Source organism: Oceanobacillus sp. CAU 1775 (assembly GCF_054482815.1).
Genome location: NZ_JBTLRO010000008.1, coordinates 19,005 through 38,157, shown reverse-complemented (window position 1 = coordinate 38,157; position 19,153 = coordinate 19,005). Strand labels below are relative to the sequence as shown.

The 19,153-nt window shown below is 37.3% G+C and carries 20 protein-coding genes; all 20 read left to right on the top strand.

The window, feature by feature from the left end; all coding sequences use genetic code 11:
- Positions 1–275: 275 nt before the first annotated feature.
- The 20 genes from rnmV (at position 276) to ACXYMZ_RS13270 (ending at position 19,126) form a co-directional block, all read left to right on the top strand.
- Complete coding sequence (gene rnmV, locus ACXYMZ_RS13365) at positions 276–839, top strand: ribonuclease M5 (RefSeq protein ID WP_458948912.1); 564 nt, start codon at positions 276–278, stop codon at positions 837–839.
- A complete protein-coding gene (rsmA, locus tag ACXYMZ_RS13360; protein ID WP_458948911.1) occupies positions 836–1,714 on the top strand; it encodes a 16S rRNA (adenine(1518)-N(6)/adenine(1519)-N(6))-dimethyltransferase RsmA in 879 nt (292 codons plus the stop codon). Before rnmV ends, rsmA begins: the two co-directional genes overlap by 4 nt.
- Positions 1,715–2,584: a GNAT family N-acetyltransferase gene (locus ACXYMZ_RS13355; protein ID WP_458948910.1), complete on the top strand. Its 870-nt coding sequence runs from the start codon at positions 1,715–1,717 to the stop codon at positions 2,582–2,584.
- 55 nt (positions 2,585–2,639) lie between these two features.
- Positions 2,640–3,668: an NADH:flavin oxidoreductase/NADH oxidase gene (locus ACXYMZ_RS13350; RefSeq protein WP_458948909.1), complete on the top strand. Its 1,029-nt coding sequence runs from the start codon at positions 2,640–2,642 to the stop codon at positions 3,666–3,668.
- Between the two features lie 99 nt (positions 3,669–3,767).
- Complete coding sequence (gene yabG, locus ACXYMZ_RS13345; protein WP_458948908.1) at positions 3,768–4,679, top strand: sporulation peptidase YabG; 912 nt, start codon at positions 3,768–3,770, stop codon at positions 4,677–4,679.
- Between the two features lie 233 nt (positions 4,680–4,912).
- Positions 4,913–5,179, top strand: coding sequence for a biofilm formation stimulator Veg (veg, locus tag ACXYMZ_RS13340; protein WP_458948907.1), 267 nt, complete (start codon positions 4,913–4,915; stop codon positions 5,177–5,179).
- Between the two features lie 126 nt (positions 5,180–5,305).
- On the top strand, positions 5,306–5,488 hold the full coding sequence (locus ACXYMZ_RS13335; RefSeq protein WP_458948906.1) for a small, acid-soluble spore protein, alpha/beta type: 183 nt from the start codon (positions 5,306–5,308) through the stop codon (positions 5,486–5,488).
- A 109-nt stretch (positions 5,489–5,597) separates the two neighbouring features.
- On the top strand, positions 5,598–6,452 hold the full coding sequence (gene ispE / locus ACXYMZ_RS13330) for a 4-(cytidine 5'-diphospho)-2-C-methyl-D-erythritol kinase (RefSeq protein WP_458948905.1): 855 nt from the start codon (positions 5,598–5,600) through the stop codon (positions 6,450–6,452).
- 65 nt (positions 6,453–6,517) lie between these two features.
- Positions 6,518–7,327, top strand: a complete 810-nt coding sequence (gene purR / locus ACXYMZ_RS13325) for a pur operon repressor (protein WP_458948904.1) — start codon at positions 6,518–6,520, stop codon at positions 7,325–7,327.
- A gap of 206 nt (positions 7,328–7,533) precedes the next feature.
- A complete protein-coding gene (spoVG, locus tag ACXYMZ_RS13320) occupies positions 7,534–7,824 on the top strand; it encodes a septation regulator SpoVG (RefSeq protein WP_458948903.1) in 291 nt (96 codons plus the stop codon).
- Between the two features lie 270 nt (positions 7,825–8,094).
- Complete coding sequence (gene glmU, locus ACXYMZ_RS13315) at positions 8,095–9,474, top strand: bifunctional UDP-N-acetylglucosamine diphosphorylase/glucosamine-1-phosphate N-acetyltransferase GlmU (RefSeq protein ID WP_458948902.1); 1,380 nt, start codon at positions 8,095–8,097, stop codon at positions 9,472–9,474.
- 14 nt (positions 9,475–9,488) lie between these two features.
- Complete coding sequence (locus tag ACXYMZ_RS13310) at positions 9,489–10,442, top strand: ribose-phosphate diphosphokinase (RefSeq protein WP_458948901.1); 954 nt, start codon at positions 9,489–9,491, stop codon at positions 10,440–10,442.
- A 63-nt stretch (positions 10,443–10,505) separates the two neighbouring features.
- Positions 10,506–11,135 carry a 50S ribosomal protein L25/general stress protein Ctc gene (locus ACXYMZ_RS13305; protein ID WP_458948900.1) on the top strand — a complete coding sequence of 210 codons (630 nt, stop codon included), beginning with the start codon at positions 10,506–10,508 and terminating at the stop codon, positions 11,133–11,135.
- A 120-nt stretch (positions 11,136–11,255) separates the two neighbouring features.
- Complete coding sequence (gene pth, locus ACXYMZ_RS13300) at positions 11,256–11,819, top strand: aminoacyl-tRNA hydrolase (RefSeq protein WP_458948899.1); 564 nt, start codon at positions 11,256–11,258, stop codon at positions 11,817–11,819.
- An 82-nt stretch (positions 11,820–11,901) separates the two neighbouring features.
- The gene (locus ACXYMZ_RS13295) at positions 11,902–12,132 is read left to right on the top strand and encodes an anti-sigma-F factor Fin (protein ID WP_458948898.1); all 231 of its coding nucleotides are present in this window, start codon (positions 11,902–11,904) and stop codon (positions 12,130–12,132) included.
- 124 nt (positions 12,133–12,256) lie between these two features.
- Positions 12,257–15,781: a transcription-repair coupling factor gene (gene mfd / locus ACXYMZ_RS13290; protein ID WP_458948897.1), complete on the top strand. Its 3,525-nt coding sequence runs from the start codon at positions 12,257–12,259 to the stop codon at positions 15,779–15,781.
- A gap of 121 nt (positions 15,782–15,902) precedes the next feature.
- Positions 15,903–16,436 carry a stage V sporulation protein T gene (gene spoVT, locus ACXYMZ_RS13285; RefSeq protein WP_458948896.1) on the top strand — a complete coding sequence of 178 codons (534 nt, stop codon included), beginning with the start codon at positions 15,903–15,905 and terminating at the stop codon, positions 16,434–16,436.
- 142 nt (positions 16,437–16,578) lie between these two features.
- Positions 16,579–16,872 carry a hypothetical protein gene (locus ACXYMZ_RS13280; RefSeq protein WP_458948895.1) on the top strand — a complete coding sequence of 98 codons (294 nt, stop codon included), beginning with the start codon at positions 16,579–16,581 and terminating at the stop codon, positions 16,870–16,872.
- A complete protein-coding gene (locus tag ACXYMZ_RS13275) occupies positions 16,869–17,048 on the top strand; it encodes a hypothetical protein (RefSeq protein WP_458948894.1) in 180 nt (59 codons plus the stop codon). The genes ACXYMZ_RS13280 and ACXYMZ_RS13275 overlap by 4 nt, the downstream gene beginning before the upstream one ends.
- Before the next feature lie 497 nt (positions 17,049–17,545).
- The gene (locus tag ACXYMZ_RS13270) at positions 17,546–19,126 is read left to right on the top strand and encodes a putative polysaccharide biosynthesis protein (protein ID WP_458948893.1); all 1,581 of its coding nucleotides are present in this window, start codon (positions 17,546–17,548) and stop codon (positions 19,124–19,126) included.
- Positions 19,127–19,153: the final 27 nt, after the last annotated feature.

The window sequence follows — 19,153 nt, the reverse complement described above, 5'->3', positions numbered from 1 at the left end:
TCCTGCTCCTCCCGTGCTAAAATCATGGGAGGAGCTTTATTTTTAATATAAGAGACTATAAAATTTGAACTTTATGGCTAACTTTATACTTGAGAGATAGCCACGTCCGGCTCCAGCACCCAACGACTATCAAACTTCGCACTTCTCCAATCGATAAGTCAACATCGACTCACTACGTTCGTCGTGTTTCCTTTATCTCATTGCGAAGCACTACAGTTTGTACGTCGCTAAACGGGCGCTTACGCCTTTGAACTTTATTTACGGAGGATATACTTTTGAAAATTAAAGAAATTATTGTTGTTGAGGGTAAAGATGATACAGCGAAAATCCAACAAGCAATGGAAGCAGATACAATCGAAACGAACGGCTCTGCAATCAATAAAGAAATTATCGAACGAATTAGGCATGCTAAGAAGAAGCGTGGGGTAATTATTTTTACAGATCCCGATTACCCAGGTCAAAGGATTCGGCATATCGTTGATCAAGCAGTCCCAGGATGTAAGCATGCCTTCTTAACGCAAGATGAGGCGCGTGCGAAGAATCCGCTTCATAATAGCTTAGGAATTGAGCATGCTAGCCCTGAATCCATTCGTTTGGCCTTAAGTAAGGTGTATGAACTTACGGAACAAACAACAGGAGAAATAACAAAAGAAGACCTCGTAAATAATCGACTGATCGGTGTGAGCGAGGCGAGTGAAAGAAGACGCAGGCTCGGCGAGTATTTAAAAATAGGGCATACGAACGGGAAGCAGCTTTTAAAAAGATTAAATCAGTTTCAAATCTCCAAAAAAGAATTCGATGCTGCGATTGAAACGATTCGCAAGGAGGATAACAAATGACAAAGAAATATATTGCAACACCTTCAAGAACCAAGGCAATTTTAAATAAGTACAAGTTCTCCTTTAAAAAGAGTCTCGGACAAAACTTTTTAATCGACGTAAATATATTAGAAAATATTATTAACTATGCTGAAATTGATAAAACTGCAGGAGCGATTGAAATCGGTCCTGGAATTGGTGCGCTAACAGAGCAATTAGCCATTCATGCAGATAAGGTAGTTGCCTTTGAAATCGATCAGCGTTTATTACCTATTTTAAGAGACACCTTAAGTGATTACGATAATATTGAGGTAATTCACCAAGATATTCTTGAAGCAGATATCAAAGCCGTGATAGGCACGCATTTTAAAGAAAACCAGCCAATCCATATTGTAGCGAATCTTCCTTACTATATTACGACGCCAATTTTAATGAAATTATTACATGACCAACTTCCTGTTGAAAGCATTACTGTGATGATTCAAAAAGAAGTTGCAGATCGCATGGCAGCAAAACCCAATAGTAAAAGCTATGGTTCTTTAACAGTTGCGATTCAATATTATACAGAAGCAAAAGTTGTCATGACTGTGCCGAAGACTGTATTTAACCCACAACCAAACGTGGATTCAAGCATTTTGCAATTGAAAGTAAGAAAAGAACCACCAGTTCAAGTTGAAAATGAAGACTTTTTCTTTGGCGTTGTGAAAGCGAGCTTTGCGCAGAGAAGAAAGACCCTAAGAAATAATTTAGCAAATTACTTTGCGGAGACACATGATAAAGCTGCAATTGATGTCGTGCTACAGAAAGTCGAAATTGATGGCACGCGACGCGGGGAATCATTAGATATGGAGGAGTTTGCTAAACTTGCGAACGCATTCTATGAGGAGAGTAAATAGATGAGGCTATTTATTGAGAAAGCAAATGATATACATGAGCTAGCATCATTTATAACAGATGCGAATCAAGATAAACAAACACATATTGGGTACTGTGGCAGAGAGCTTGATTGGAATTTAGCTGCATTACAAGAAGATTTTATGCAAGAAGACGGCTCTCTCCATTTTTATATTGCAAAAGATCAAGCTGGAAATCTTCTTGCTGCGATTGGCTTGGATATAGACGAATCTGAAGCTGAGGTTTGGGGTCCCTTTAATAAAACGGAAAACACAGAGATTCAACTTCAATTATGGAACCAACTATTAAAGGAATATCCAAAAATAAATACGTTCGATTTTTTTATAAATGAAGAAAACATACAGCAACGACAATTTATGAGTAAAATAAAGGCAAAAGAGCATGACAAGCATCTTCAGTTAAAAGTTAGAAAAGCTGATATTAGTGTGAATCAGCCACTTCGAAGTGTTCCTTTTGAAGCGGTGGATGAAGCAGCCTTTACAAAACTGCATAACGAAGCTTTTCCGGATACATATTATGATGCTGCAACGATTATAAGCAGACTTGGCGAAGGAAACATTCTCAAAGTTCTTAAGAATGAAACGGGAGAAATGCAAGGTTATGCATATTTTGAGCTGGATAGGGAGCTAGAGGATGCATCTTTAGAATATATTAGTATTTCTTCTGACTTTCGTGGACAGGGCTTAGGAACACTATTATTACGGGAAGTTCTCTATGATATTTTCTCTTACCCTGAGTTTACTGAGATTCAATTGACGGTAGATGCTCCAAATGAATCGGCAAATCGTCTATATTTTAATGCAGGATTTCAATTACAGGATACGCTCGTTCATTATTGTTTCAAGCGTTAGCTCTAACTTCTGGTATCATTCGTACTTATCAAGTTTTACATAAGGGGATATTTTAATGAATAAAATTGCAACACCATTTGAAATTAAAAATTTATCACTTAAAAATAGAATCGTTATGGCGCCAATGTGCCAATTTTGTGTAGAGAGAGAAGACGGGGTTCCAAATGAATGGCATTACGTCCATTATGTTTCTCGAGCAGTAGGTGGAACGGCTTTGGTGCTTGTTGAAGCAACAAGCGTAACACCAGAAGGCAGGATTACGAACCAAGATTTAGGATTGTGGGAAGACGAACAGATCCCGGCTTACAAGCGAATCGTCGATGAAGTTCATCAATATGATGCGAAAATTGGAATTCAACTGGCACACGCAGGCATTAAGGCACGAGACGCAATACAAGCGGTTGGACCTTCCAGTCAGATTGATGAAACTTCTAAAGATAAGAAAAAAGCACAAGCCTTGACCCTAGAAGAAATAGAAGAATTAGTGCAGCAGTTCCAAGATGCAGCAAGAAGAGCTATAGAAGCTGGTTTTGATACAATTGAAATTCATGGGGCGCATGGTTACTTAATCCATCAATTTACTTCACCGACCCTTAACAAAAGAACAGATGCTTACGGAGAAGATCGTTCTAAATTTGGAGTTGAAGTCATTCGCGCTGTAAAAGCTGTTATACCAAAAGATATGCCTTTATTTATGCGAATGTCAGCAATTGAGTATGTCGATGGTGGTTATGATATTGACTATGCGATCCAAATGGCTGAGAAGTTTAAAGAGGCAGGGATTGATGTCTTCCATTTATCTTCTGGTGGAGAAGGAATGCCAGGGAAATTAAAGCCAGGTAACTATCCAGGCTATCAAGTACCATTTGCAAGAGCCTTTAGAGAAAAGTTAAATATACCAGTCATTGCTGTTGGCATGTTAGAGAGTCCAGAACTGGTAGAAGCGACGTTAGCGAATGAAGATGCTGATTTAGTCGCGATTGGCAGAGGGATGTTGAATGACCCATACTGGGGCTTACATGCAATTAAGGCAATAACAGGAGAGGTAAAAGCACCAAATACCTATGCTCGAGCAATTCGTTAGCCTTAGAATAAACCAAAACAATAAACTTTTTCTATTTCGCACCAATTTAAATCCTCCCTCATAGTCTATACAAGTAATGTTAGGCTATGGGGTGTAGGTATGAGTGTGAAAGTTGGAGATATTGTAACACGCAAATCGTACAAACATGATTTGCTTTTTCGTGTTTATCGTATAAATAATCAAACCGTACAGCTACATGGAGTTGAAATGCGACTTCAAGCAGATGCACCAGTGGACGACTTAAAAGTGACGGCTAAATCTGATTTAGAAACGAGACAAAAGTTAGCAATCGAAAAAGAGGAATTTTCTTTTCGTTTATTTCGCCAAGATTATCAACTCATGAGGGAGAAAAAAACATATCAAGTTTCAGGTGGTTACAAACGTGAAGCTGCACAATTTAAAATACCAGCCAAAGTACTCCATTTAGACGGAGACCCAATCTATTTAAGAAAATGCATTGCATTATATCAACGTGTTGGTCTACAAGTACATGGCGTGCATTTATTGGAAAAAGATATGCCAATCGAAATTGGAGCGTTAATTGAAAGAATTCAGCCAGACATTGTTATTATTACTGGTCATGATGCTTATTCGAAAAACAATGGGAATAAGAAAGAATTAAAGGCTTATCGCAACTCCAAATATTTTGTAGAAGCAGTTAGAGAAGCAAGAGCAGTCAATCGAAACCTTGATCAGCTTTTTATATTTGCTGGAGCATGCCAATCTCATTTTGAATCCTTAATCCGAGCAGGAGCAAATTTTGCGAGTTCACCACATCGTATTAATATCCACGCACTAGACCCTGTTTATATTGCTGCAAAAATTGCTTACACACCATTTATGGAAAGTGTAAACGTTTGGGAGGCACTCAGAAATACGTTAACTGGCGAAAAAGGAATGGGCGGCGTAGAAACCCGCGGACTCCTTCGAACAGGCATGCCTTACGTGGAAGAGAACAGTGGAAAACAAACAGTAGAAGAAGATAAAGAAGATGATATGACACTGTTTTAATATCTAAAAAAACGGCGAGAGTTAAAAAGTTCTCAAGCCGTTTTTCTTGTTTTTTGAGGATAAAAAATAAGAATAAGCAAATACAATACATAAAATCTTAACAAATAGGCATAATACTGGAAATAAGTTATTTTATATATTGACAGACAAAATGTAATACTGTTATAATATTTAGCTTTATTTGACTAAAAGGTGGTATTATGATATGATATACAGTAGTGAGGTGGACTCTATTGGCTAAAACATTGAACGAAATAAAGCAAGGTCTTGACGGTCGAATTGGTAAACGCCTAAAACTAAAAGCAAATGGTGGCAGACGTAAAACCATTATCAGATCCGGAGTATTAGCAGAAACGTATCCTTCGGTATTTATTGTAGAACTTGATCAAGACGAAAATGCATTCGAGCGTGTTTCTTACAGCTATGCAGACGTTCTTACAGAGACCGTGGAATTAAAGTTTTTAGATGACAGAGCAAAAGTAATCTTAGTAGAGCAATAGACATTTGTCTAGGCTCTTTTTTTTGCTTATAATTGGAACGATAACCTATTACTACATCGTCTAATATAACGCTTCGAGTCCATACTAAGTGTGTCGTAAGTCATAACAAAAAGGAGTTGTTTTTTCATGGGAAGACGAAGAGGTATGATGTCAGACCAACTGAAAGAAGAAATAGCTAAGGAGTTAGGGTTTTACGACACAGTGCAGCGTGAAGGCTGGGGCGGAATCAAGTCGCGTGACGCTGGAAATATGGTGAAGCGCGCCATCCAGATGGCGGAAGAAAGTGTACAAAAAGGCAAATCCCAATAGGGGTTTGCTTTTTCTTTATTTTCCATTACATACACACTAGGGGTGCGCAGGTTTCTTAGAATATGATACAATTTGAATAACTTTTGATTGTATAGGCAGGTGAGAGGTTATGACCATCATCGAAAAAGCACCAGCAAAAATAAATTTATCCCTTGATGTTCTAAAGAAACGAGAAGTTGATGAATATCATGATGTGGAAATGATTATGACGACAATAGACTTAGCAGATCGAATTGAATTAACCTCCCTAGAAGAGGATGAAATTCAGGTTTCTTTGGAAAGTCGTTATGTTCCGAATGATGAGCGCAATTTAGCATATAGGGCAGCAAGAATTTTTAAAGAAAAATTTCAAATTGATAAAGGCGTACACATTAAAATAGAGAAAAATATTCCAGTTTCTGCGGGACTAGGTGGCGGAACAACTGATGCAGCAGCTGTTTTACGGGGATTGAATCGTTTATGGGAAATGAATTTGACACTTGAAGAACTTACACCGCTTGCAGGTAAATGTGGATCTGACACCCCTTTCAGTTTATATGGCAGGACTGCAATAGCAAAAGGTTTCGGGGATATTATTGAAGAACTACCTTCCCCGCCGCCTTGCTGGGTTGTTTTAGCAAAACCTGATATTGGTGTATCCACCAGAACAATCTTTGCCCAAGTGAATGTCGATGAATTAAACCACCCAAATAACGCAGCTTTAATTGAAGCACTTCATGAACGTAACTTTTCTGGTATTTGTAATTATATGGGAAATGCATTAGAACCGATTACAAGCGGTTTACATCCAGAAGTAGCACGAATCAAGCAGAAGATGCAACAGCTCGGTGCTCCAGGAGTGTTAATGAGTGGGACTGGCCCGACTGTTTATGGATTGATAGAGCAGCATAAAAAAGCAACACGTATTTATAATGGGATGCGTGGTTTCTGCAAAGAAGTTTATATGGTTCGATTAATTGGATAAGGATTGCCAAAACACGTATGAAAATGGTATATTAAGATACAAATATACGGTTTTGAGGTGAAAAAATGAAGAGAAGTCACCGTTTAGTTATCTTAACGAACTTTTTTCTGGAAAATCCCCGGAAACATATCCAATTATCTTATTTCGTAAATCTATGTCGGACAACGAAATCATCGATAAGTGAGGATTTAGATATTATTCATACAGTTTTTGCGGAACAACAATTGGGATACTTGAATCGTTCGACTGGAGCGGGTGGCGGTGTCTCGTATATTCCCACAACTGGAGAATCACGTGACCAAGCATTTATTAACGAGCTTTGCGAAAAATTAACAGATCCTGAGCGCATCTTACCAGGCGGTTATTTATATATGAGTGACCTATTGGGTGATCCTACTACCGTTCGTGATATTGGTAGGGTACTGGCTTCTAAATTTAGCGATTTAGAGATTGATGCCGTCGTGACTGTAGCAACAAAAGGAATTCCATTAGCATACGCAGTAGCTTCCTTTTTAAATGTTCCTGTAGTTATTGCGAGAAGAGACCCTAAAGTAACGGAAGGCCCGTCTGTTAGTATCAATTATGTATCAGGTTCATCAAGAAAAATTCAAACAATGGTCTTACCAAAACGAAGTCTACCTGAAGGTTCGAATGTCTGTATTATTGATGACTTCATGAAAGCTGGAGGAACGATAACTGGTATTACCGACCTACTTGCAGAATTTAACGCGGAAGTGAAAGCAATCGGTGTTTTTGCGGAAGCGGATGATGAAGATGAAGAGAGAAGAGTGAAGAACTATACATCTCTCGTAAAAATTACAAATGTAGATCCTGGTAAAAAGGCAATCGAAGTAGTAGTTGGGAATATAAAATAAACCTCTATGTAAAGAACACGTCCAATGTTCATATGTAGAGGTTTTTTCTATGCTATTTTTCCTAAATTGTTACTAATTCTATGAATATTAATTGATTTTTGAGTAAAATTAATTTATTTCAATTTTTTTACTCAGAAAAGCAGGATTTTAAATAGTTATGTTGAAATATAACAGTGGAGTTCAAATCGAAAAGGTGGTGAAGCATCGTGGAAGTTACTGATGTAAGATTACGCCGTGTAAACACAGAGGGCAGAATGCGTGCGATCGCATCGATTACGCTTGATGAGGAATTCGTTGTGCATGATATTCGGGTAATTGACGGGAATAATGGATTATTTGTAGCAATGCCATCGAAACGTACTCCTGATGGGGAATTCAGGGATATAGCACATCCAATTAATTCAGGTACAAGAAATAAAATTCAAGAGGCAGTGCTAAAAGCATATCATCTATCGGGAGAAAGCGAAGTAGAATTAGAAGAAGCAGGAGCTTCTTGATTCTATTAATTAAATCAAAGGGGACTAATCAAAATAGATTAGCCTCTTTTTTTATTAGTTTTATTCTATATTCCTTACACAATCCTTGAAAAATGAAGGGTTTTGCGTTATATTTTATAATGATTAATCAATTCCATAATTCCTATTTTAGTCTATCTCATTCTACATATAAATTAAATTGAACCGTTTTTAACAATATGTAGAATGAGATAGAAGTTCTTGGTAATTATGAAATTGACTCTGATAAATAGAGACGATGGAGGTTTCCTTATGACGAAACGTTATGCTGTAATTCTTGCTGCAGGTCAAGGTACACGGATGAAGTCGAAGTTATATAAAGTCCTGCATCCCGTTGTTGGAAAGCCAATGGTACAGCATGTGATTCAAAATTTAAATGCTGTTCATCTAGATAAATTAATTACAGTTGTCGGTTTCGGAGCGGAAAAAGTAAAAGAAGAAATAGGCGACAGTAGTCAATTCGTTATTCAAGAAGAACAATTAGGAACAGGCCATGCCGTTCAACAAGCTGAAGGATTATTGAATGATCTTGAAGGTACAACGATTGTAGCTTGTGGTGATACACCATTAATTACAGGCGAAACGTTTGCTGAGCTTTTCAAATATCATGAAGAATCCGGATCAAGTGCAACCATTTTAACATCAGTAGCACCAGACCCTGCTGGATATGGGAGGGTTGTTCGTAATGCCGAGGATGATGTTTCACGCATTGTCGAGCATAAAGATGCATCAGATGCGGAACTTCTTATTAATGAAATCAATACAGGTACGTACTGCTTCAATAACAAGGAATTATTTGCTGCACTGAAGCAAGTAACGAATGAGAACGCACAAGGGGAATATTATTTACCAGATGTAATAGAAATCCTTCGTAACCAAGGGAAAAAGATTTCTGCTTTCATTACGAATGATTTTGAAGAAACACTTGGTATAAATGACCGTGTCGCACTTGCTCAAGCAGAGAATATAATGAAAAAACGCATTAATGAGAAACATATGCGTAATGGTGTAGCCCTCATTGATCCAGATCATACATATATAGGTCCAGATGTGGTAATTGAGAGAGACGTCACGATTCTTCCAGGAACAACTCTATCTGGTAAGACAGTAATTAAAGAGGACTCTGTCATAGGACCAAATAGTGAAATTGTTAATAGTCAAGTTGGTATGGGTACGACGGTTAAACAAAGTGTTGTCCATGATAGTGAGATTGGTGAGAATGTAAATGTTGGCCCATATGCACATATTCGTCCAGAATCAGTTATCGGTAATCATGCAAAACTTGGTAATTTTGTAGAAGTGAAGAAGTCAACGCTTGGCGAGCATAGTAAAGTGTCACATTTAAGTTATATTGGCGATGCAAATGTAGGGCGCAATGTTAACGTAGGTTGTGGTACAATAACAGTAAACTATGACGGTCAAAACAAACACCTGACGACAATTGAAGATGATGCGTTTATTGGTTGCAATTCTAACCTAATTGCACCAGTTACAATAGGTAAAGGCGCTTATGTGGCTGCTGGTTCAACAATTAATCGGGATGTACCAGAGAATGCACTATCAATTGCTAGAGCAAGACAGGCAAATAAAGAAGGTTATGTTGAAAAAATAAAAGGCCGAAAAAAAGACTAACGGAGGGTTTATTCATGGCATCTAATTATGCAGACGGATCGTTAAAGGTTTTTGCACTAAACTCAAACCCTGAATTAGCAGAAAGTATTGCTGATCACATAGGGGTACCCTTAGGGAAATCGACTGTTTCACGTTTTAGTGATGGGGAAGTACAAATTAATATTGATGAAAGTATCCGTGGCAGTGATGTTTTTGTTGTACAATCAACTTGTGCACCAGTAAATGATCATGTAATGGAACTACTCATTATGGTCGATGCATTAAAACGAGCTTCTGCAAAATCTATAAATATCGTGATGCCATATTACGGATATGCAAGACAGGATCGCAAAGCACGTTCACGTGAACCAATCGCTGCAAAACTAGTAGCAGATATTTTAGAAACTGCTGGCGCAACACGTGTCATCACCTTAGATTTACATGCACCACAGATTCAAGGGTTTTTTAATATTCCAATTGATCACCTACAAGGTGTTCCAATTCTTTCGGATTACTTTGAGAAAAAAGGTCTCCAAGACGTTATTGTAGTATCTCCTGATCATGGAGGGGTAACACGAGCTAGAAAACTTGCGGAGCGCTTAAAAACACCGATTGGTATTATAGATAAACGTAGACCACGTCCGAATGTTTCTGAAGTAATGAATATTATAGGAAACGTGGAAGGTAAGACGGCAATCCTGATAGATGATATTATTGATACGGGTGGCACAATTACACTTGCTGCAGATGCATTGATTGAAAATGGAGCGACAGAAGTGTATGCTTGTTGTACACACCCAGTTTTATCTGGCCCAGCGATTGAGCGGATTAGTAACTCTCAAATAAAAGAATTAGTAGTAACGAATAGTATTCCACTTACTGAAGATAAACAAATGGATAAAGTAACTGTATTATCGGTTGCACCATTAATTGGTGAGGCGATTATTCGTGTGCATGAACAGCAATCTGTAAGTATTTTATTTGATTAAGTTTTTGCTATATAGAATTAGGGTAATATAAGTTTGTTTAATTAAATTTGGAGGATGATAGTTATGGCTATAAAATTACAAGCAAGTCAAAGAGAAAGTTTATCGAGTTCAGAAACAAAAGGATTAAGAAATAAAGGACAAGTTCCAGCTGTCGTTTATGGTAAAGAAAAAGAAACATTAAGTATTGCAGTAAGCAGTATTGATCTACTTAAAACACTTCGTGACGAAGGAAGAAACGCAATTATTGATCTAGATGTTGATGGAGCTAAAACTGTAAGTGTTATGCTTCAAGACTACCAAATGGATCCAGTAAAAGATTCATTAGTACACGTAGACTTCTACATTGTTGACCTTGACGAAGCAAGAGAAGTTTCTGTACAAGTTGTTGTAGAAGGCGAACCTGTAGGAACTAAAGAAGGTGGAGTACTACAACAGCCATTATTCGAAGTACTACTTAGCGTTAAACCTGGAGATATTCCAGATTCAATCAATATAGATGTATCTGAACTTGCAATTGGTGATTCTATCTCAATCGCAGACCTTCCAGAATCAGGTAAATATGAGTTCTTGGAAGATGAGGATGCTGTAATTGTTACTGTAGTACCACCAGCTGCTGAAGAGCCTGAAACAACAGATGAAGATGCTCCAGCAGAACCAGAACTAGTTGGTAAGAAAGACGAAGACCAAGAATAATTTAATATCTACTAAATAGAAAATAAACAACCCTCCTAATATGCAACTTAACCTTAGGAGGGCTTGTTTAGTCTAAAGAATGAATCATTCTTTTAAATATAGAAATAAGGAAGTAATCTAATGAAATGTATAATTGGTCTAGGTAATCCAGGAAGAAAATATGCGAAGACACGACATAACGTAGGGTTTATGGTCGTTGATGAACTACTTGATCGCCATCGTTGGAAATTGGATAAAAAGAAGTTTAATGGTGACTATGCGATGGAGATTTTCGAAGGGGAGAAGGTTATTTTACTTCAGCCTCAGACATTTATGAATTTATCAGGTGAATCCGTGCGCCCATTAGTTGATTACTATAATATCGATTTAGAGGATATTTTAGTGATTTATGATGATCTTGACTTGGGCCCAGGAAAAATTCGTTTGCGTACCAAAGGCGGCCATGGTGGACATAATGGCATGCGCTCTTTAATTGACCACTTAGGTACGAAAGAATTCAATCGGATTCGTTTTGGCGTTGGTCGACCAACAACTGCAATGGCAGTCGTGGATTATGTTTTAGGTAAGTTTGATAAGACCGAAAAAGAAATCATTACAGATAGTATCGAGAAGTCTGCCGATGCTTGTGAAGAATGGCTTAGCGGAAAGGCATTTCTTGATGTAATGAATGCATATAATAGTTAAACCTTTAAACCGGCGTATAAATGATACTGATTCGGATAAACTTTATAGAAGGTATAGAGTGAGTTCTGAGGAGGTATAAGGTATGGCGGTTGTTTACCAATGCAGGCATTGCAATCAGTCGATAGGGACACTTGAAGAAAATGTTTTAGATGAAGCAATTCTGGGAATCGCAGAACTATCTCGAGAAGAAAAAGAAGCAATGTTAAAATATCAATCAAATGGTGACTTATTGGTTTATGCGATTTGTGAACAATGTGAAGAAGCCCTTATGCTTCATCCACATTATCATGAATTGGATTATTTCATACAATAGAATAGAGCTCCAATTGGTGAGGAAGGTCATCCTTTTTCACCATATGTTCATCTACAATAAAATAATAGATTTAGCTTTGGTTATAGAACCAAAGCATTTTTTCGTGAATTAAGAGGGGTTTAACATGAAGGGAATTAATGAGTTTTTACAATCTAAAGAGGATATCCAGTCAATTCTTCAGGGAATATCCAATGGAATGAAGGAGCAGCTTGTTGCAGGACTATCCGGTTCTGCTCGAAGTATGCTTGTTTCGGTTATAAACCAATCCATGAAACGTCCAGTATTATTGGTTACACACCAACTCATTCAAGCACAGCAGTTATATGATGACTTAGTAGAGTTAACAACAGATGACCATGTTTACCTTTACCCTGTGAATGAATTAATTGCATCAGAAATCGCAACCTCAAGCCCTGAGCTACGAAGCCAGAGGATTGAGGCTTTAACTGCGTGGTCTGAGAAAGATTCAGGCATATTAATCGCACCTGTAGCAGCTTTAAAAAGAATCTTACCTAAGCCCGAATATTGGTCAAAATATCAATTAAACTTTACAGACGGAGAAGAGATTGATGTGGATAAATATCTCTTATCCTTAGTAGAAATGGGCTATGAACATGCCTCAATGGTTACAAGGCCAGGTGAGTTTAGTCAACGTGGTGGAATTATAGATATTTACCCACTCGACGAGAAGCACCCTGTACGGATTGAATTATTCGATGTGGAAATTGATTCAATTAGATATTTTGATGCAGATACGCAGCGATCATTAGAGAGAGTCGGAGAAATTGTCGTAGGGCCTGCAACAGAATTACTATTAACAGAAGAAGATATGCATTCTGCTATTGAGCGTATTGAAAAAGCTTTAGCAGAGAGCTTGAAAAATAAAACTTCCAAAGAAGCAAAAACAGAACTTTTGGAGACGGTGGAATATGACATTGACCGACTAAAGGCGATGGAAAGATTTCAAGAGATGTATAAATATATCGAGTTCTTGTATAAGGAACCTGCAAGTTTACTAGATTATCTATCGAAAGACGGCTTAATTATTTTAGAAGAAATGAGTCGAATTCAAGAGACTGCTACAAACCTTGATGCGGAAGAAGCAGAGTGGTATAGCAGTTTACTTGAAGCGAATAAAATGGTTAAGGGAAGTAGTTTTTCCTTTGATTGGTTAACGGTCCTGGAAAAAATGAAGCAACAGCGGATATATATGTCTGTTTTCTTGCGTCATATTCCTAATACCCAGCCACAAAATATTATTAATCTATCCTCCCGTGCGATGCAGGAATTTCACGGACAAATGCACTTATTTAAAAATGAATTACAGCGCTGGGAAAAGGGTGGATTTTCTGTATTAATTTTAGCGCCTACAGCAAAGCGTGCAGAACGGATTCAATCGATTCTTGCGGATTATCAAATTGAAGCTGCAGTGTCTAAAAGTATTAACCTGCCTGTATCTATTCCTACAATTACGACAGGAAATATTACAAGTGGTATTGAATTACCGATGCATAAGCTTGTTATTATAACGGAAAATGAACTCTTTAAGAAACAGGCAAAACGTAAACGTAAGCCACAGAAAATTTCCAATGCTGAACGAATTAAAAGTTACCAAGAATTAAGTGTTGGTGATTATGTTGTTCATGCAAACCATGGTGTTGGTAAATACTTAGGAATTGAAACACTGGAAATGAACGGTATGCATAATGATTATATGCTCGTTCGTTATTCAGGAGATGATAAGTTATTTGTTCCGATTGATCAGATTGATCTCGTGCAGAAGTTTGTTGGTTCTGAAGGGAAAGAGCCAAAGGTTTATAAACTTGGTGGGTCTGAATGGGCCAAGGTCAAGAAACGAGTTGCATCAACTGTTGAAGATATTGCGGATGATTTAATTAAATTATATGCAGACCGCGAAGCTCAGCAAGGGTATGCCTTCTCACCTGACTCAGAAATGCAACGCGAATTTGAAGCATCCTTCCCTTATCAAGAAACAGAAGACCAGCTCCGTTGTATTCAAGAGATCAAAGAGGATATGGAAAGAGCGCGCCCAATGGATCGCTTGCTTTGTGGTGATGTTGGTTATGGGAAAACAGAAGTCGCTATTCGTGCAGCATTTAAAGCCATTGCTGATGGAAAGCAAGTAGCTTTTCTTGTTCCAACAACAATTTTAGCCCAACAGCATTATGAAACCATTCGCGAAAGGTTTCAGGATCATGCGATTAACATTGGATTATTAAGTAGATTCCGTTCACGTAAACAGCAAACAGAAACATTGAATGGTTTAAGAAAAGGAACAGTTGATATTGTTGTAGGGACACATCGTTTATTATCAAAAGATGTTGTCTATAAGGATCTAGGCCTTCTTATCGTTGACGAAGAGCAGCGATTCGGAGTAAAACATAAGGAAAAAATTAAACAAATTAAAACGAATGTAGATGTGCTGACATTAACGGCTACTCCTATTCCAAGAACGTTGCATATGTCAATGTTAGGTGTAAGAGATCTTTCTGTTATTGAGACACCACCAGAAAACCGTTTCCCAATCCAAACTTATGTAATGGAATACAACCCAATTCTTGTTCGTGAAGCAATTGAGCGCGAGATGGCAAGGGGTGGACAGACATTCTTCTTATATAACCGCGTGGAGAACATTGATAAAGTTGCCCGAGATATCGGCTTATTGGTGGACGGGGCTCGAATCGCTGTTGCTCATGGTCAGATGAATGAATCAGAACTAGAAAATGTCATTCTCGGGTTCCTTGAAGGTGAATCGGATGTTTTAGTAAGTACAACGATTATTGAAACAGGTGTCGACATTCCGAATGTAAACACCTTAATTGTTAGTGATGCAGATCGTATGGGGCTTAGTCAGTTGTATCAGCTTCGTGGTCGAGTTGGCCGTTCAAATCGAATTGCCTATGCATACTTTACTTACAAACAACAGAAAATATTAAGTGAAGTTGCAGAAAAAAGATTACAAGCAATAAAAGAATTTACGGAGCTTGGTTCAGGCTTCAAAATTGCTATGCGGGATTTATCCATCCGTGGAGCAGGGAATCTACTCGGTTCTCAACAACATGGATTTATTGATTCTGTCGGGTATGACTTGTATTCGAAAATGCTTCGAGAGGCAATTGAAGCAAGAAAGACAGGAAAAGTCATTGAGGATATTGTTCCGTTTGAACCAGAGATCTCCTTGAAGATTGATGCCTATATTCCTGAAGAATATATTGCCGATGAGAAGCAAAAAATTGATATCTATAAGCTTTTCCAAACGATTGAGTCTGAAGAGGACATTATCGACTTACAAGATGAATTAATCGACCGCTACGGAGAATATCCAGAAGAAGTAGAGAATTTATTTATAGCCTCGAAGCTCAGATTTTATGGGCGCAGAGAAAGAGTCGAAGCGATAACGGAAAAACCAAGAAAGTTAGAACTATTAATAGAAGATGATCGCAGCCAAAAAATTGATGGGGCAAAATTATTCGAAGCAGCAAATGAATTTGGCCGTAACATTAATCTAGGTACAGAAAATACAAAATTAAAAATTGTAATCACCTGGACGAATGAAACCAAGCATCAACGTTTTGAGGTGGCAGAGAACTTTATCAAAAAACTAGCGGAAGTAAATCGAAAAGCATAATCTTTTCGGGATGAATGTATATTTCTACCAAGTTGCTTCATACTAAACCTATAACTGATGAGAATCACAGGACAGATACATACAACCATGTGATTTTCATTAGAAAGTGAGGCAACTAGATATGAAAGCAACTGGGATTGTAAGAAGAATTGATGATTTAGGAAGAGTAGTTATTCCTAAAGAAATCAGAAGAACATTAAAGATTCGCGAAGGCGATCCTTTAGAAATTTTTGTTGATCGAGATGGCGAAGTTATTCTAAAGAAATACTCCCCGATAAGTGAGCTTGGTCAATTTGCCCAAGAATACGCAGAAGCACTTTTTGAATCCTTAAAAACACCAGTACTTATTTGTGACAGGGATGATGTAATTGCTGTCGCAGGAAAATCAAAAAAAGAATTTTTAAATAAAACAATAGGCACAGATATAACAAAAGCAATTGAGAGTAGATCACAGTTAATGAAGACAGAAAAGGAAAGTATAGAGGTTCTTCAAAACAAGGAGTTAACGCTCAGTTCCTATTGTCTCGTCCCAATTATCGCAAATGGTGATCCGATTGGTTGTATCCTTCTCTTCTCAGAAGAAGCTAAACTAACGGAAATGGAACAAAAAGTGAGTGAAACAGCAGCTGTATTTTTAGGCAAACAAATGGAATAACGGAATGATACAAGAGGCATGAACATACATTGTTTATGTCTCTTTTTTTAATGGAGCTATTGATCAATTATTAGATGAAATATTCAGATATCCGTGATATAATTTGAAATTAAAAGCGGATCATTTTTATTAGGGGGTAAAAATGAGAACTACGTTAGAGTTACTTCGGATTATTATTATATTTGCGCTTTTAGGCACAATAGGATGGGTAGTTTTAGGAAGTATATATCGATTTCTTGAGGTTGCGGAACGTTATACTTGGCTTGGTGGGATAGCTATACTTTTATTGCTTTTTGTCCTATACAGAAATAAATTTCAATTTTCAGGATGGTATAAAGGAAAAGGCAGATTAAAACTTCCAAAACCTGTTTTTCTCACATTGGTTTTCGGTTCTTTTGTGATGATGGTAATGCCTTTTGTGTTAGGTAAAATATGAAAAATAGATTGTTGTTAGCCGTCATTATGTTCTTTGTTTTGGGTTCTGCATCGGTAAGTAATATGGACTCGCTAAGCTATACATTTAAGTCAGTTTTTCACGTGACTGCTATGACGGTGTTAATTACAATTGGACTTGTAGGTGTATTTAATTATTGGAGAAAAAAGAGAGCTTAGATTCTTAACCTTTTGAGATGATCCAGAAATTTAAAGGAAGCATTTAAGATTCCATTAGGATAAGAATGGAGATCAGAAGAAATGAATAAAATCACTTTTCGAACAAAGTTATTTTTTTATCTATCATTCCTTTGTTTCATTCTTGGCATTATTTCATGGGTTCCCTATTTGGTTTTTGACATCCAAGAGCCTTACGGAATTTTAACCTTTATTCTTAATCCAGTCGGCGCTTTTTTAGGATACTTAGCGAAAAGTAAGTATTTGTTGATATGCAATGTGGTAATGGTATTTAGTTTTGTTCCTGTCCTTATTTTTATTTATTTAACAAAGGGCTACATTCCTATGTAGATCCATTACAAAAGTTAGAATTTCCGAAAGAGGGGATTCTATTTTTTCATTTTCAGGATCTTAATCACTGCTATCTTTGCTCTCGCTTTTGTTCATTTGTCTGTGTGATATAATATAGTATATTTGGATACGGAAAAAGGACGCATGATATGGTGAAGAGAGAAACAACTGGTTGGGTGAAGGGTGCTTTCTTATTAACTTTAGCAGGGTTAATCGGGAAGGTTTTGAGTGCTGGTTATCGCATACCATTGCAAAACCTAACAGGAGATATTGGTTTTTATATTTACCAGCAGGTTTATCCATTATTAGGAATGGCACTCATCCTCGCATTATATGGTTTTCCAGCTGCCATATCAAAGTTAACTGCAGATACAAAAGCGAACGGTCAGATGCTTTCTTTTAGAAGTTTTTACTTACCAATTTTCACGATTCTTAGTGTTGTGATAGGTCTCATTACTATTTTTCTGTTTATTTTTGCAGATAAATTAGCAATTATTGTAGGAGATATCGAACTAACAAGAGCCTACCAATTGGTTGCCTTAAGTCTCTTGGTCATTCCATTTACATCTTTGTTAAGAGGGACTTTCCAAGGTCAATTTGAAATGAAGCCAACAGCTTACTCCCAAATGGGTGAGCAACTCATTCGGGTATTGATTATTATTTTCTTAGCTATTTATGTAAGTACAACCGATGCAAGCCTCTATTTAATAGGAGAGGGAGCGGCCGTCGCAAGTCTAATTGCTGGAATCGCAGCAATTATTATCTTAGCTCTATTTGTAAAAAAGAGCCCTAGACCATCTACGATAAAACATTCTATTCCGTGGAAGAATTATATTGGAACGGTTGTCGTATTTGGATTAATTGCATCTTTAAATCATATGGTTTTATTATTATTACAGCTAGCCGACACATTTACATTGTTACCAGCTCTAATGGAATCCGGGTTATCAAAGGTAGAGGCAATGGAAGCGAAAGGTGTGCTAGATCGTGGACAACCGCTCATTCAGTTAGGAACAGTCCTTGGTTCATCTTTTGCATTAGCAATGATACCTACACTTTCTAAAAAACGATTAAAAGAAAACACGGAAGATTTTTATGAGAAAATTAGAAGTGGAATAGCCATTGGCTTTTATTTAGCAGTTGGTGCGACAGTTGGTTTGATTATGATAATGCCAGAAGCCAATTTGCTACTCTTTCAAGATACTAAGGGGACATCAGACTTACGAATTCTTGTATTGGCAATTTTATTAAGTGCATTAGTAATAACCGTTGCAACAATTTTACAAGGACTTGGTTACGTCAAAAGAACGGCAGCCTTTATCTTAATAACACTTGGTATCAAATGGTTGAGCAATTTATTACTTGTACCGATATTAGGCATTACAGGGAGTGCGTTCGCTACCGTCTTAAGTTTACTTGTTTTATTAATACTAGTTAGCGCCGAATTAAAACGGAAACTCCCAAATCTTGCACTAGTGAAGCAGGTTAATTGGCGAAGCTTACTTTTTGCGACAGGCGGAATGATGCTTTTTATTTTCTTCGTTGATTTCTTTATGCCATCAGAACTTAGCAGAGGAGAAGCATTTATTTACGTTTTATTCGTCGCAAGCATCGGAGCAATTATTTATCTTCTACTCTTACTTCGCAGCCGTGTCTTTACAAAAGAAGAAATCAGCATGCTACCACTCGCTCGAATATGGATAAGCATAGCACGAGTAAAGAAAAAATAGATCCAATTTAAACAATGAAGTTTTAAT

What these genes read in the sequence shown, in the direction of transcription:
- spoVT (WP_458948896.1), top strand. Translation starts at nt 15,903, where the DNA reads ATGAAAGCAACTGGGATTGTAAGAAGAATTGATGATTTAGGAAGAGTA.
- ACXYMZ_RS13295 (WP_458948898.1), top strand. Translation starts at nt 11,902, where the DNA reads ATGGCGGTTGTTTACCAATGCAGGCATTGCAATCAGTCGATAGGGACA.
- ACXYMZ_RS13335 (WP_458948906.1), top strand. Translation starts at nt 5,306, where the DNA reads ATGGGAAGACGAAGAGGTATGATGTCAGACCAACTGAAAGAAGAAATA.
- ACXYMZ_RS13350 (WP_458948909.1), top strand. Translation starts at nt 2,640, where the DNA reads ATGAATAAAATTGCAACACCATTTGAAATTAAAAATTTATCACTTAAA.
- mfd (WP_458948897.1), top strand. Translation starts at nt 12,257, where the DNA reads ATGAAGGGAATTAATGAGTTTTTACAATCTAAAGAGGATATCCAGTCA.
- rsmA (WP_458948911.1), top strand. Translation starts at nt 836, where the DNA reads ATGACAAAGAAATATATTGCAACACCTTCAAGAACCAAGGCAATTTTA.
- ACXYMZ_RS13305 (WP_458948900.1), top strand. Translation starts at nt 10,506, where the DNA reads ATGGCTATAAAATTACAAGCAAGTCAAAGAGAAAGTTTATCGAGTTCA.
- pth (WP_458948899.1), top strand. Translation starts at nt 11,256, where the DNA reads ATGAAATGTATAATTGGTCTAGGTAATCCAGGAAGAAAATATGCGAAG.
- yabG (WP_458948908.1), top strand. Translation starts at nt 3,768, where the DNA reads ATGAGTGTGAAAGTTGGAGATATTGTAACACGCAAATCGTACAAACAT.
- glmU (WP_458948902.1), top strand. Translation starts at nt 8,095, where the DNA reads ATGACGAAACGTTATGCTGTAATTCTTGCTGCAGGTCAAGGTACACGG.
- ispE (WP_458948905.1), top strand. Translation starts at nt 5,598, where the DNA reads ATGACCATCATCGAAAAAGCACCAGCAAAAATAAATTTATCCCTTGAT.
- purR (WP_458948904.1), top strand. Translation starts at nt 6,518, where the DNA reads ATGAAGAGAAGTCACCGTTTAGTTATCTTAACGAACTTTTTTCTGGAA.
- ACXYMZ_RS13275 (WP_458948894.1), top strand. Translation starts at nt 16,869, where the DNA reads ATGAAAAATAGATTGTTGTTAGCCGTCATTATGTTCTTTGTTTTGGGT.
- ACXYMZ_RS13310 (WP_458948901.1), top strand. Translation starts at nt 9,489, where the DNA reads ATGGCATCTAATTATGCAGACGGATCGTTAAAGGTTTTTGCACTAAAC.
- ACXYMZ_RS13355 (WP_458948910.1), top strand. Translation starts at nt 1,715, where the DNA reads ATGAGGCTATTTATTGAGAAAGCAAATGATATACATGAGCTAGCATCA.
- ACXYMZ_RS13280 (WP_458948895.1), top strand. Translation starts at nt 16,579, where the DNA reads ATGAGAACTACGTTAGAGTTACTTCGGATTATTATTATATTTGCGCTT.
- ACXYMZ_RS13270 (WP_458948893.1), top strand. Translation starts at nt 17,546, where the DNA reads ATGGTGAAGAGAGAAACAACTGGTTGGGTGAAGGGTGCTTTCTTATTA.